Raw genomic sequence first — 13,585 nt, 5'->3', positions numbered from 1 at the left:
TGCTCCTAAAAAAATTACATAATCAAACGCACGCCCCCAAGATCTGAAACGCGGTAAGAAAATCTGTTTCCGGGAGAGCCAATGAACATAAAGTTTTTGGGGATATTCCATTTTTTTGATAATTCATCGATTAATTCGGGTCCGAAAACACCTTGTATTTCAATATATTCGATATCGATTTGGTCGTAGGCACGGTCTAATACTTCTAAATCTTTTATTAGTGCTTCGTTTGACTCAGGGCCATTTTTTACATTAACAATTTTTAGTTTTTTGGTAGTTTCGTTACCTTCAACGTACTGTAAAACTTTGTTTAGTATCGCAATATCATCTCCTTTGGTGAAAAACACAAATTCTTGCGAGTTGATTTTGAGACTCATTTTGTGCAGGTACCGATTACTAAGAATGACCACTTTTCGTAGCGGCTGATAAAAATATTCTAAAGCTTCGATTAAAACCCGAATCAGGAAAACCCGGTTGAGCATGATACCGATGAAAATCAAGGAAGGTACCATGTATTTTAGGAAAGTGTAAAACGAATTGATATTCAGTTCCATATTTCCGACGAAGGCTGCTATGATTGCCGAAACGGCAACGACAACCACGAAACCTCGGGCGCGTTCAGGTCTTGGCAATTTTCTTCTTTTGAATTTTAGTAATAAATTCCCAATTCCGAATAAGGCCATTACGGCTAAAAAAGAAAATGTGTAAACTCCAGCTAACGATTCTAAATGACCTTTGGTCACAAAAAGTACTGAAATACAAAGGATTAAAAAACTAATTACGATGCGGTAATGCGAACCTCTTTTGTTTTGTTTTAGAAAATAATTGGGTAAAATTCGATCTAAAGTCATTCGGTTTAATAATCCGGAAACACCTACAAATGAGGTTAGTACGGCTCCGCATAACACTAAAACGGCGTCGATAGAAATTAACCAGGAAAGCCAGGAACCGCCAGTAGTTTGTCCTAAATAGGCGAGAAGTGATTCTTTATTTTCTCCCACTTCGGCAAGCGGAATAATACTGATTAATAAAAGCGCAATGACAGGATTGAAGAAACTTACGATCGCCCACATATTGCGAAGCGTTTTAGGGAATACGCCTTGCTGCTGCTCTTCGACAAAATTAGCAGAGCTTTCGAAACCCGAAATACCGAGCATTGCGGCAGAAAAACCTAAAAATAGGGCAGTCGTGATGTTTCCAGATGCTATTGGTAACTCCCAATTGATATGAAAAGTTTCTAAACCATTATTAAAAATAAACCAAATGGAGGCTAAAACTAATAAGCTTAAAGTAACTAAGTGTGTAATAAAAATGAAAACAGCCACAAAAGCCGATTCGCCAATTCCTAAAATGGCTAATCCTGTAAAAAGCAGCAAAACTACAATTGTGGCCACAATTATGTTTAAACTTTCGAACATATTATGCAAATAATGCATGCCTTCGGAAGCTGAAATTACGGCAGTTGCCATATAAGATAAAACGGTTAGGGTGGCGGCTAAAGAAGCCAGACGTTTGGTGGAAGTATTTAATAAAACGTTGTAAGCACCTCCATTTAAGGGAATTGCACCTACGACTTCGCCATAAATTTTTCGGAATAAAAATAAAACCAGCGCAACAATCAATAACGAAATCCAGGCAAATTGCCCTGCGTATAAAATGGTTAAGGCCGAAACATACAGACAGGAAGAACTAATATCGTTTCCGCAAATTGCCGTTGCCTGTAATTGGTTTAGTTTTTTGTGTAAAGCTTCTTTCATAATTGGTTTAGATTAAAACACACCACTCAATAGTAAAGGCTGTTAAGCAAAATATCTTTTTTGAAAGATTTTATAGTAGATTGAGGCAGGCTAAATTTTGAAATTTTGCCAAAGTGAATTTTGAATATTCAATTTATGAAAATTATTTGGTTTGCTGAAACTTTTTAAGTGATAATAAGGCTTGCTGCTGAATTTTCTTCTGAAAAAAACCGGTCCAACCTAATAAATAACCCATAGGACCAAAGGCTTGTTTGGACCATTTATAAACATCAAAATTATCAATGTGTTTGACAATCAACCCATCCTGAAAAGTAAATTCGGCCGAAATTTTATTGATAACTTGTCTATTTGTTTTGCTAAAATTGTAAGTCGCTATCCAGCGGGCTGAACCTGTAAATTCATCAGCTTTTATATCTGAAAATTCTATTTTGATGTTTCCCTTGCTTTTTAGAATGAGCATTTTCCACATGTCCGAAACTTGATTTTCTTTTATCAAACCAAAGGCAGGGTCTATAAAATGTACTTTTGGATGGTAACATTCGCTCATGGTTTTTGCATCAGCATTTGCAAAAGCGGTGTAGAATTTAGTGATTAAGGTTTCGTTAGCGTTCATTTATAAGAAAATTAGATGCTAAATGTAAGATTTATTTTTTATAAACAATATCTTATAAAACACTTATTTGTTTTGCAGTATCAAAAGTTTTAATGGTTTCACCGTAAGTAGTTGAGAAATAATTCTTTTTATTTACAGCGGTGTAATTACCATTAAGGTTTCCGAATTTACTTAAATCACCCGTAACATTAAATCGTATTGACTGAATATTTGTTTTTTTGAGTCGGCTCATTTCGGAAGGAGTGAAAGTATAATAGGTTGTCGTTTTGCCGTCTGTAGTTTCATTGAGATTTCGGTCAACACAAGCAATCACATCACCATCAGCAAGATAGACGTAAACACCACCTGAAATTTTCATCGAATCATTTTTAGTTGAAATGGTTAATTTTAAAATTCCGCCTTTATCAGTTTTTGCCAGCTGAATGTAAGCTTCTCCTGTCAGTGCATACCTTTCACACATAAATAAAAAATTTTCTGTAGCAGGATAAGGTTTAGAGCCCGTGATACTAATTGTTTCCTGAGCTGTAGCAAAAGTGGATAGTAAGAAGAGTAAAAAAAACGGTAATTTTAAATTCATAGTTTATTGATTATTTTTAACCTACAGATTATTATAAGGATTTTTATTTCGATTTAAAATTAAACTTTAGGAACTTAAAAAATTCTTGCAAAATGACAAACTTTGGGAGAAAATCCGTTATTCTCTGTATTAAAATTTACTCCTTTATTTTAGCATCAAATTTTTCATCCCAATCCATTGATTTTATGGCAGATACTAAATTATCTTCATTAACAAATACGCGAAGTTCTTTGTTTGCCACTTTTTTGGTGTATAAAGCATGATATCTATAAATCATTTCTCCTTTACTTTTGTAAACTCCATCTAATTTTAAATCTATAAAACTACCGTAATATTGTCTGAACCTTGTACAGGTCTTGGTAAGACGTTCTTCGGTTGTGTTGTCCATAACCGTTTTGGTAACTTCGGTTTCGTTAAAAGGTTTAAATTTTGAGGTATTACAAGTTTCTAAAACGCGCTTTCCTAATTCATAGGCTTTTGTTTGCTGATTAGCATTTACTTCAGATTCAGAAATCTTTTTTAATTTCAAATCATCAGTATCTCTACTAACTGTTTTAGATTTACACCCTACCATCATAACTAATGACAAACTTATAATCAATACCGCTTTCTTCATAACTATTTAAGTAATTTTTAATAATAAATTGGGATCAGGACAATTTTCGATGTAAAAATTCAAATCATTGATATTGCAAACTCCGGGATAATCTCCCCAATAATCTTCAATATTTTTTATAATCTGAAAATGCAGATGAGGAGCATAATCTCCGTTGACCTCAGATTTTCCTATTGTCGCCAAGACCTCTCCTTGTTTAAAAAAAGTACCAACACTGAGTACTTCTATACTTTCTAACGATAAATGTCCGTATAAAGTATAAAATTTTTCATTTTCTATTTCGTGTTCTAAAATAATTGTAGGGCCATAATCCCCTAAACCTACATTGTCTTTAAAACTATGAACTTTTCCGTCCAGAGGAGCTACAACAGGAGTTCCTTCTTTTATCCAAAAATCAATTCCGATGTGGATATTTCTTTCCGGAAACGAATTATTTTTAAAAATAGAACTTCTTTTATATAAATCCCGTCCTTCAATATAACCACCATAAGCGACTTCAGCATTATTTTTTGCTACATATTTTTTGATATAATTTTCAAAATCTGCAGCATTTTCAGGATTACTATTCATTAATTCCTGATTGTTGACTGATAAATCAAAACTTACATATTTTGAATAATCAATACTAGAATCAATCACTTTTGTTGCAGGTAAGGCTTTTAAAATAGAGGCAAGAGGTTTCATAGGTTTAAGTTTTAAGCGACTTTTTCGATAATAATTAGTTCATTATGTGCTTCAATACGAGGCAACATTTTGGTCGTAAACATTTCCGGATTAATTTCAGAAATGTATTTTCGGTTTCTTATATTATGAGCTTCATCTAAAATCATTGTATTAAAAAGGATAAAGCCCTGATTTTTTAATAAAGAGCAAACCCGATTGCTAAAAAAACTTTCAAAGAGGAAATTAGGCATTTTAATATCCTCAAAAATATCAATGATAATCAGGTCGTATTGTTCTTTTGTTTTTAAAACAAATTCAAAAGCATCCTCAATAACAACTTCTAACTGATTGATTTTGTTAAGATTAAAAAACTGATTTGCCACTTTAATCATTTCAGAATCTATTTCGACACCGGTTATTTTTCCTTTAAATTCAACTTCATCAACCAATGTCTTAACAACACTTCCGCCAGCTACTCCTAATAATAGGATATGATTCATATCAAGTATATTTTGATAGCCAATATTTCGAAGGCCATACCTTAATATACGTTGTAAGCTTCCGTATGAATAATTGGTATTTTCTGAATCAAGAACCAGTTCGCCATTTGCCCAGGTCACTTCAATAACCTTACTTCGGGCAGATTTTTTTTTAAATATTTTTATTGGAATAATATAACTGAAAAATTTTTGAATCATTTTTTATGCTTTTAATCAAATTTAGTATTTAAATCTTTTATTTTGTAATAAAGAAAAAAAAAATAATGAAGAAAGAGTTGTATAAGTTTATCTTTTTTAAACTGATGGGCTGGAAAATTGAAGGAATTGAAAATGCCGAAGTAAAAAAATGTGTCATGATGGTTATGCCGCATACAAGTAATCATGATTTTTATTTGGGAATTTTTACCCGCGGAATTTCAGGTTTAGAAATGAATTGGGTTGGTAAAAAAGAATTATTTAAGTTTCCGTTCGGTTATTACTTCAGAAACGTTGGCGGAGAACCTCTGGACCGTTCAGGGGGATTGAATAAAGTAGATTCTATAACCGCTATTTTTGAAAGAAAAGAAGTTTTTCGTTTAGCTGTTGCGCCGGAAGGAACCCGAAAAAAAGTAAAAGAACTTAAAACTGGTTTTTATTATATTGCTCTTAAAGCAAATGTGCCCATTATTCCGGTGGCTTTTGATTGGGGAAAGAAAACAGTAAAATTAGGTAAAGCTTTTTTTCCTAGCGGGAATTACGAAAATGATTTACAAATTTTCAGGCAGTTTTATGAAGGGGTGCTAGGTAAAATTCCAGAAAATGGATTTCAGATTTAATATTTTGCTGTTTTTAGTCCTTCCTGAGAATCGTTTAAAACAAAAATAATTTCAAAATTTTTCAAATACGCGAAAATTTAGAATTAAGGGTTGTACACCTTGAAAGTTCCATTTTTATAAAAAAAGACAATTTTCTCAATTTCATTTTCTTCTAAAGGAATATTGGAAGATTTTAGTTGTGTATTATTTTTATCGACTTGATTAGTAATCGTAGAAAATAAATCGGAAGTATCTGTTTCGAATGATGGAACAGGAGCGATTTTATTTCTGGTTTCTGAAATGGTACTGTTTTTCGAAATTACGGTTTCATCGGTACTTTTTGGGAAGCTACCTTTTCCATTTAAAATCCAATAGAGATCTACATCCGGAAAAACATCCAGTATTTTTAGGACAAAATCTAAACTTGGCTTGTTTCTGCCAGAGAGCAGGTGAGACATGCTGGAACGTTGCACACCAATTTTATCTGCGAAAGAAGAAGCATTTAATGCGTAGTAATCCAGTATTATTTCAAGCCTTTTTACAAAATCATCGATGTTTACCATTGTAAATTATATTTAAAAACCCGGTTGTTTACAAATGTAATTAAAATTAGTATTGAAACCAATTTTAATTAATAAAAAGGTGTTTTAAGCGGTATTTAACTTAACTTATTCATAGATGCCAAGATATTTAAGTGATTGAAATACAGTTATTTAGCATTTAAAATTAACAAACGTAACATTTAGCAATAAAAAACCGTTCTCATAGCGTAGTTAACCTTAAAATTCTGTTTACAATTTTAAATTATCTCGCTTTTTTACAGTTTACAAATGTAAAAACAAAGATGTTTACTTTTGTAAACTAATCAAGAAACAATGAATTTAGAAGAATTATTTAAGCAACACAAAGAACAATCTATAGAAGGCCGTTATATTACTTTAGACCACATTCAGCCTTTATTAGATAAATTAAACACCCACAATCAGGTAAAAATTATTGGTAAATCTGTTTTGGACAAACCAATATATAGTTATGTTATAGGTACAGGAGAAACGCGTATTTATATGTGGTCGCAAATGCACGGCGATGAAAGTACAACCACCAAAGCATTGTTTGATTTTATTAATGTATTGAATAGCGGTTCTGAGTATGCCGAAAAAATGCTCAAAACCTTTACTTTTTATGCAATTCCGATTTTAAATCCCGATGGAGCTAAACTTTATACTCGTGAAAATGCAAATAAGATAGATTTAAATCGTGATGCACAAGATTTAACACAGCCTGAGAGCCGACTTTTACGCCAAATATTTACCGAATTTAAACCTGACTACTGTTTTAACCTTCACGATCAGCGTACCATTTACGGAGTAGGTGATACTAAAAATCCAGCAACTTTATCCTTTTTAGCTCCTGCTTACAACGAAGAAAGAGAGGTGAATGAATCACGTTTAAAGGCAATTAACTTAATCGCAGGCATCAATGATGTACTTAAAGAGTATATTTCGGGTCAAATTGGCCGATTTAGCGATGCGTTCAATTTTAATTGCATGGGAGATACTTTCCAGTTTTTAGGAGCACCTACTATTTTGTTTGAAGCTGGGCATTTCCCAAACGATTATCAGCGTGAAGTAACCAGAAAATTAATATTTTTCTCACTTATTTCGGCGTTCAAATTGCTTTCCGAAAACGTTTTAGTTGATAATAGAATTAACGATTATTTGAATATTTCACAAAATAAAGTGGTTTTTTATGATTTTATGTATAAAAATATCAAAATAAATTATGATGGTATCGAAATTATTACGAATTTTGTCGCACAATACAAAGAAGAATTGATTGAAAATGAGATTCATTTTAATGCTTACATCGTAGAAGTAGGCGAATTAGAAAATTATTACGGTCATTACGAATATGATGCTAAAGGAGCAACTTATTCAGATGATTTTACCAATTTTCCGAAAATGGATCAAAAAGCAGATTTTTATTTAGATAAAAATATTAAATTTGTTAACGGTTTGATAAAAAGTTAATTTTTATGTGAATTTGTTGTTTTTTATATATATTTTTATACTTTGTAATAGCAATTAGTAATATTAATTAAAGAATTATGAGTAAATTTCGTTTAGATGAAGTAGATCACCAGATTTTAGATATGTTAATAGACAATACGAGAGTACCGTTTACTGACATTGCCAAAAAATTGTTGATTTCTGCTGGAACAGTACATGTTAGAGTAAAAAAAATGGAAGACGCCGGAATAATAATGGGTTCTTCACTGGCCTTGGATTACGATAAATTAGGGTATTCATTTATTGCTTATGTAGGGGTATTCCTTAATAATACATCTCAAACTAAATTTGTATTAGAGCGAATTAATCAAATTCCATTCGTAACCGTTGCGTCTGTTACTACAGGAAAATTCAATATTTTTTGCAAAATCAGAGCAAAAGATACTAAGCATGCAAAAGAAGTTATTTTTATGATTGATGACATCGAAGGAGTTTACAGAACCGAAACGATGATCTCATTAGAAGAGAGTATTAACGATAAGAAGCGTTTGATGCATACTATTTTTAAAAATATGTAACAAATATTCTTGAATGCTATATAAAAAATATACCTCAAGTTTATTCTTGGGGTTTTTTTATGACTAATTAACCAACCAACTACTTAAAAAATTATGTACACTTTGCCTAAAATAGAGCGTTTTAATCAAGATGTTCTCTCTAAATACCACATTTATAATAGTGTATTTATAACATTGCCTTTTGATTCTATTGATAATACAGGTGTTTTACTTCCCTTGTTTACTGAAACTTGCGAAACAGGGTTTAAAAAACAGGAAACACCAAAGGAAATTTTTGATTTTTTCTCAAGTAAATTTTTAAATAACGCTTCTGAGACCGAAAAAATCGACTTAATGTTCCGATTTATTCAGTACATAGAACGTCAGATTGTGTTGTTTGATGCTATTGAAGATGCTGCTTTTCCTGCCGTAAACAACATGGAAGGACGTGGGTCTCTTCGTGACATAAAAGAGAAGTCTGATGCTAAAGAAAAAGGAGACGAGTTAATTGAATTTCTTGAAAATTTCAATGTAAGAACTGTACTTACGGCACATCCAACACAATTTTACCCTGGGCCGGTTTTAGGAATTATCAACGATTTGACCGCTGCTATTCGCTTAAATGATTTGCTTAAAATCAAACAATTACTGGCACAATTAGGAAAAACTCCTTTTATCCAAAATGAAAAACCTAATCCGTATGATGAAGCGGTAAGTTTGATTTGGTATCTTGAAAATGTATTTTATGCTACTTCTGGAGAGATTGTTCATTATTTGCAAAAAAATATACTTCAGGGGCAGGCCATTCAAAACCAATTAATCAAACTTGGATTTTGGCCAGGTGGTGACCGTGACGGAAATCCATTTGTAACTACAGAAATTACTCTGAAAGTAGCCGAACGTTTGCGTACTTCTATTTTGAAGTGTTATTATATTGAAATGAGAAACCTAAAACGTAAGTTAACTTTCTCAGGTGTAGATACTTTAGTGTCTGAACTTGAACATAAACTTTATCGTTCTGTTTTTTATTCTAAAGGTGAAATTTTTATTACTCTGGAAGAATTATTGACGCAATTAAATAAAATTAGAAGCATCATAATCGACAAACATCAGTCTTTGTATTTAGATGAACTAGAAGCTTTGTTAGTAAAAATCAATTTATTTGGTTTTCATTTTGCAACTCTGGATATTCGTCAGAATAGTAAAATTCATAATGTTGTTTTTAAAGATATTGTGAATCATTATTTGAATTCAGGTTCTAAAATTTTCCCGGAAAATTATTTTGATTTATCGGAAGAGGAAAAATTAGTTGTTTTATCTAAAGTGAAAGGAGATTTAAATCCTGCAGACTTCAACGATGAAATTACAAAGTCAACTTTAGAATCTGTACAAGCCATCAAAACAATTCAGGAAAACAATGGAGAATTTGGAGCCAATCGATACATTATCAGTAATAACGAAAGTGCATTAAATGTAATGGAAACTTTCGCTATGATTCGTTTGAACAATTGGGAAAACCCAACGGTTGATATTATTCCGCTTTTCGAATCGGTAGATGACTTGCAGAATGCTCATGAAGTCATGAAGCAATTATATACAAATCCGGAATATGCTGCTCACTTAGTTGCCAGAGGAAACAAGCAAACCATTATGTTAGGTTTCTCTGATGGAACAAAAGATGGTGGTTATTTGATGGCGAACTGGAGTATTTATCAAGCTAAAGAATCATTGACAGAAATGTCCAGAAAATATGGTGTAAATGTAATTTTCTTTGATGGTCGTGGCGGGCCTCCGGCGCGTGGTGGTGGTAAAACACATAAATTCTACGCTTCGTTAGGGCCAAAAATTGAGAATAATGAAATTCAGATTACCGTACAAGGACAAACAATTAGTTCGAATTTTGGAACTTTAGATTCTTGTCGTTATAATATCGAAAATCTTTTGAGTGCCGGAGTTACCAATCAGGTTTTCAGTAAAGGACAAAACGAATTGACAGCTGACGAAAAAGTAATTTTGAATCAACTTGCTGATTTAGGGTATAATAAATACCTGAGTTTCAAGAATCACCCGAAGTTTATTCCGTATTTAGAAAAAATGAGTACACTGAAATATTACTCTAAAACAAATATTGGAAGCCGTCCGTCAAAAAGGAGTAAATCTGATCAATTGGATTTTGCTGACTTGCGTGCGATTCCGTTTGTGGGGTCCTGGAGTCAATTAAAACAAAATGTACCAGGATTTTTCGGAGTAGGCTCAGCATTGAAACATTTTGAAGATACTAATCAATGGGATAAAGTTTCTAACTTATATCACAATTCATTATTCTTCAAAACACTTCTTGAAAACAGCATGATGTCATTGGCAAAATCATTTTTCCCATTGACTTCTTATATGAGAAAAGATCCAGAGTTTGGTGAATTTTGGCAAATTATTTATGATGAATTTTTAGAAACAAAACGTTTATTGTTGAAAATTGCAGATCATAAAACACTTATGGAAAACTACCCTGATGGTATAGCATCAATTCAGGTAAGAGAACGTATTGTGCTGCCATTGTTGACAATACAGCAATATGCTTTGTTGAGAATTAATGAATTAAACAGAGAAAGCAGCAACAACGAAGAGCTTATTAAAGTGTATGAAAAAATCGTAACCCGATCACTTTTCGGAAATACAAACGCAAGTAGAAATTCAGCATAAAACAATAAAAAACAGACAAAATGTATTCAAAAGATTTATCAGAAAATGAATATTCAGGTGGCTTTGCAAATTACATTCGTGAAGCCGGAGACAATAATCTGATCGAAGAATTAGAAATCAGTTTGCATGATTTTATAAAATTTGTTCAAAATATTCCGATGGATAAATTTGATTATCGCTATGCTGAAGGCAAATGGACAATCAAAGATATTATTCAGCATCTTATAGATTGCGAACGTATTTTTGTGTATCGCGCATTGCGTTTTTCAAGAAATGACAAAACTGCTTTACCAAGTTTTGAAGAAGATGATTATGCTAACAGTACTAACTCAAATGGGCGAAGTATTCAGGATTTATTAACAGAATTGTCGGCATTGAGACATTCTAATTTATTATTTTTCAAAAGTTTATCAGATGAACAACTAAAAAGAATTGGTACAGCTTCTAACATTCAAATATCTGTAAGAGCTTTAGGGTTTGTGATTATTGGACATCAGAAACACCACCAGAAAGTTTTTCAGGAAAGATATTTATAATTTTTTTTAAACCATATAAGTTATATAAGGAATTTTAGTTTTTACTTATTTAACTTATATGGTTTTATCTTTCCATTATTTATTCCTTTCAACAATAGCAAGGCCTAACCTGATTTTATCGTATGATAATTTTTCTTCAAAATAATCAAAATAAGGCTTTAAAGCTGTAGGATACTCCAGTTCTATTTGTGCTTTGTGCAATTGTGTGACTTCATTTTCAGAAACAAACGGACTTAAATCGATATCATTGCCATCTACATATAATTTTGCCAAATGCGAAATTATGGTTGAATAACCTAGATTTCGTTGTTCCGCAATTTCTTCTAAGGAAATTCCATTTTTAAATAATTCTAAAGTTGTCTTATAGGTGTTGCCTTCTTTTTTAGCTTTTGCTTTTGTATTTTTTACTTTTTCATAATACGTAATTGCATCTATAAATTCCTGACCATATTTTTCGAGCTTTGCTTTTCCAACACCATCAATGGTAAGAAATTCTTCTTCACTCATTGGTCGAATCGTTTCCATTTGTCTTAAAGCAGCATCACTAAAAATTACATAAGCCGGAACTTCTTCATCCTTGGCAATTTCGTAACGTAATTTTCTGAGTATTTCAAAAAGTGAATTTTTAGCGACTTTGGTTTTTTCTTCCTTAATTTCGTTTTTATCAATTACTTTTTTAACGACTGTTGTTAATTTTACTTTTTCACCTTCAAACAAAACTTTTTTTGCAAAAGGAGTCAATAAAATTCTATTGTGCTGATGAAAGGCAATTTCGCAATATCCTAAATTAATCAATTGAATTAAATACTGATTCCAATCGTACCAGGATATGTCAGCTCCAATTCCGTACGTTTTTAGCGTTTGATAATTTTTCTCGTAGATATACGCGTTTTTCGAGCCACGCAAAAAATCTACAATTACTGCCAAAGGCTCATATTCCTGTAAACGGGTAATGGCTGAGAGTGCTTTTTGTGCTAAAATTGTTCCGTCGAAAAAAACGGGAGGATTATTACAAATGTCGCAATTACCACAATTCTCTGTAACCAATTCTCCAAAATAGGAGAGAAGGATTTTTCTTCTACAACTCAACGCATCTGCATATTGCTTCATACGTTCCAGTTTTGCTAACTGTACATCAGCGTTCAAACCTTCAGAAGCAAATTTCTGTAACTGAATCACATCAGCGTAACTTTCGAACAAAACCGTTTCGGCAGCCAAACCATCACGACCAGCACGACCAATTTCCTGATAATACCCTTCGATATTTTTTGGTAAATTATAATGAATCACCCAACGAACATTCGATTTATCAATTCCCATTCCGAAAGCAATAGTGGCGCAAACCACCTGACAATCATCGTTTATAAATTCATCCTGTGTTTTTGCACGCAGTTTATTCTCTAAGCCTGCATGATATGCTTTTGCTTTAATACCTTTTTTCTGTAATTTATCGGCCAGTTCTTCTGTAGTTTTTCTACTCAAACAATAAATGATTCCGGATTCGTTTGGCTTTTTTTCGACAAAATCAATAATTTGTTTTACACGATCTAAAGCTGGACGAACTTCTAAGCTTAAATTGGCTCTATCAAAAGAAGCTACAAAAGTTTTAGGGTTTTTAAGATTTAATTGTTTGATAATATCTGTTCGTGTTGCTTTATCTGCCGTTGCGGTTAGCGCCAGGACCGGAGTAGAAGGGAAGCGGCTTTTTAAATATCCTAAATTGGTATAAGCCGGACGAAAATCATGTCCCCAGGAAGAAATACAATGCGCTTCATCAATTGCTATCAGGCTGATTGTCAATTCATTGAATGCAACATCTAAATACGACAAACTTTCAGGAGCAATATAAACTAACTTAAAATTATTCGATTTTAAATTATCAATATAATATTGCTGTTCTTGACTGGACTGACTACTGTTGATATAACAGGCTGATATTCCATTAGTTTTCAAACTGTCAACCTGATCCTTCATCAAGGCAATCAATGGTGAAATGACAATGGTAATTCCTGGTAAAACCAATGCGGGTAATTGAAAACAAATAGATTTTCCTCCACCAGTTGGCATAATGGCCAATGTATCCTGTCCGGAAAGAATGGTATTGATTATGGTTTCCTGATTGGGTCTAAATTTCTCGAAACCGAAATTTTCTTTTAGTTTGGCATGTAATATTTCTGATGTCATGTGGCTAGTATGTTAAATAAGTAATTTCTTTCAAATAATAAAAATAATAAATTTAGATTAAAATAGACATGATTAACTG

Annotated in this window: 13 protein-coding genes; 5 read left to right on the top strand and 8 right to left on the bottom strand. The window is 32.4% G+C overall.

All coding sequences use genetic code 11. The features are described 5' to 3' along the window. Positions 1-14: 14 nt before the first annotated feature. From GON26_RS18095 to GON26_RS18070, 6 genes are all read right to left on the bottom strand, one after another. On the bottom strand, positions 15-1,757 hold the full coding sequence (locus tag GON26_RS18095) for an APC family permease (protein ID WP_160376180.1): 1,743 nt from the start codon (positions 1,755-1,757) through the stop codon (positions 15-17). Positions 1,758-1,899: 142 nt separating this feature from the next. Beyond that, the gene (locus GON26_RS18090) at positions 1,900-2,370 is read right to left on the bottom strand and encodes a nuclear transport factor 2 family protein (protein ID WP_160376179.1); all 471 of its coding nucleotides are present in this window, start codon (positions 2,368-2,370) and stop codon (positions 1,900-1,902) included. Between the two features lie 52 nt (positions 2,371-2,422). Beyond that, positions 2,423-2,947 carry a hypothetical protein gene (locus GON26_RS18085; protein ID WP_160376178.1) on the bottom strand — a complete coding sequence of 175 codons (525 nt, stop codon included), beginning with the start codon at positions 2,945-2,947 and terminating at the stop codon, positions 2,423-2,425. A 136-nt stretch (positions 2,948-3,083) separates the two neighbouring features. Beyond that, positions 3,084-3,563 carry a hypothetical protein gene (locus tag GON26_RS18080; RefSeq protein WP_160376177.1) on the bottom strand — a complete coding sequence of 160 codons (480 nt, stop codon included), beginning with the start codon at positions 3,561-3,563 and terminating at the stop codon, positions 3,084-3,086. A gap of 6 nt (positions 3,564-3,569) precedes the next feature. Further along, positions 3,570-4,247 (bottom strand): peptidoglycan DD-metalloendopeptidase family protein, encoded by a 678-nt coding sequence (locus GON26_RS18075; RefSeq protein WP_160376176.1) that lies wholly within the window; start codon positions 4,245-4,247, stop codon positions 3,570-3,572. A gap of 11 nt (positions 4,248-4,258) precedes the next feature. Further along, entirely contained in the window at positions 4,259-4,924 is a 666-nt protein-coding gene (locus GON26_RS18070; protein WP_160376175.1) for a spermidine synthase, read from the bottom strand. A gap of 65 nt (positions 4,925-4,989) precedes the next feature. Here GON26_RS18070 and GON26_RS18065 point away from each other — a divergent pair, with 65 nt between their 5' ends. Next, positions 4,990-5,541, top strand: a complete 552-nt coding sequence (locus GON26_RS18065; RefSeq protein ID WP_160376174.1) for a 1-acyl-sn-glycerol-3-phosphate acyltransferase — start codon at positions 4,990-4,992, stop codon at positions 5,539-5,541. Between the two features lie 83 nt (positions 5,542-5,624). Here GON26_RS18065 and GON26_RS18060 read toward each other — a convergent pair whose 3' ends face one another. Beyond that, positions 5,625-6,083: a helix-turn-helix transcriptional regulator gene (locus GON26_RS18060; RefSeq protein ID WP_160376173.1), complete on the bottom strand. Its 459-nt coding sequence runs from the start codon at positions 6,081-6,083 to the stop codon at positions 5,625-5,627. A 312-nt stretch (positions 6,084-6,395) separates the two neighbouring features. Between GON26_RS18060 and GON26_RS18055 the strand changes: the two genes are divergently transcribed. The 4 genes from GON26_RS18055 (at position 6,396) to GON26_RS18040 (ending at position 11,322) form a co-directional block, all read left to right on the top strand. Next, positions 6,396-7,550, top strand: coding sequence for a M14 family metallopeptidase (locus GON26_RS18055; protein ID WP_160376172.1), 1,155 nt, complete (start codon positions 6,396-6,398; stop codon positions 7,548-7,550). 77 nt (positions 7,551-7,627) lie between these two features. Then, positions 7,628-8,107: an Lrp/AsnC family transcriptional regulator gene (locus tag GON26_RS18050; protein ID WP_007805990.1), complete on the top strand. Its 480-nt coding sequence runs from the start codon at positions 7,628-7,630 to the stop codon at positions 8,105-8,107. 93 nt (positions 8,108-8,200) lie between these two features. After that, positions 8,201-10,786, top strand: a complete 2,586-nt coding sequence (locus GON26_RS18045) for a phosphoenolpyruvate carboxylase (RefSeq protein ID WP_160376171.1) — start codon at positions 8,201-8,203, stop codon at positions 10,784-10,786. A 20-nt stretch (positions 10,787-10,806) separates the two neighbouring features. After that, positions 10,807-11,322 carry a DinB family protein gene (locus GON26_RS18040; RefSeq protein ID WP_160376170.1) on the top strand — a complete coding sequence of 172 codons (516 nt, stop codon included), beginning with the start codon at positions 10,807-10,809 and terminating at the stop codon, positions 11,320-11,322. A 75-nt stretch (positions 11,323-11,397) separates the two neighbouring features. Here the strand turns inward: GON26_RS18040 and recQ are convergent, their stop codons facing one another. Next, positions 11,398-13,506 carry a DNA helicase RecQ gene (gene recQ / locus GON26_RS18035; RefSeq protein ID WP_160376169.1) on the bottom strand — a complete coding sequence of 703 codons (2,109 nt, stop codon included), beginning with the start codon at positions 13,504-13,506 and terminating at the stop codon, positions 11,398-11,400. Between the last annotated feature and the right edge of the window lie 79 nt (positions 13,507-13,585).

Origin of the sequence: Flavobacterium hydrocarbonoxydans (genome assembly GCF_009789235.1) — a bacterium.
Lineage (GTDB): Bacteria > Bacteroidota > Bacteroidia > Flavobacteriales > Flavobacteriaceae > Flavobacterium > Flavobacterium hydrocarbonoxydans.
Note: the sequence above shows the minus strand (reverse complement) of the source record. Positions and strands in the feature narration are given on the sequence as shown.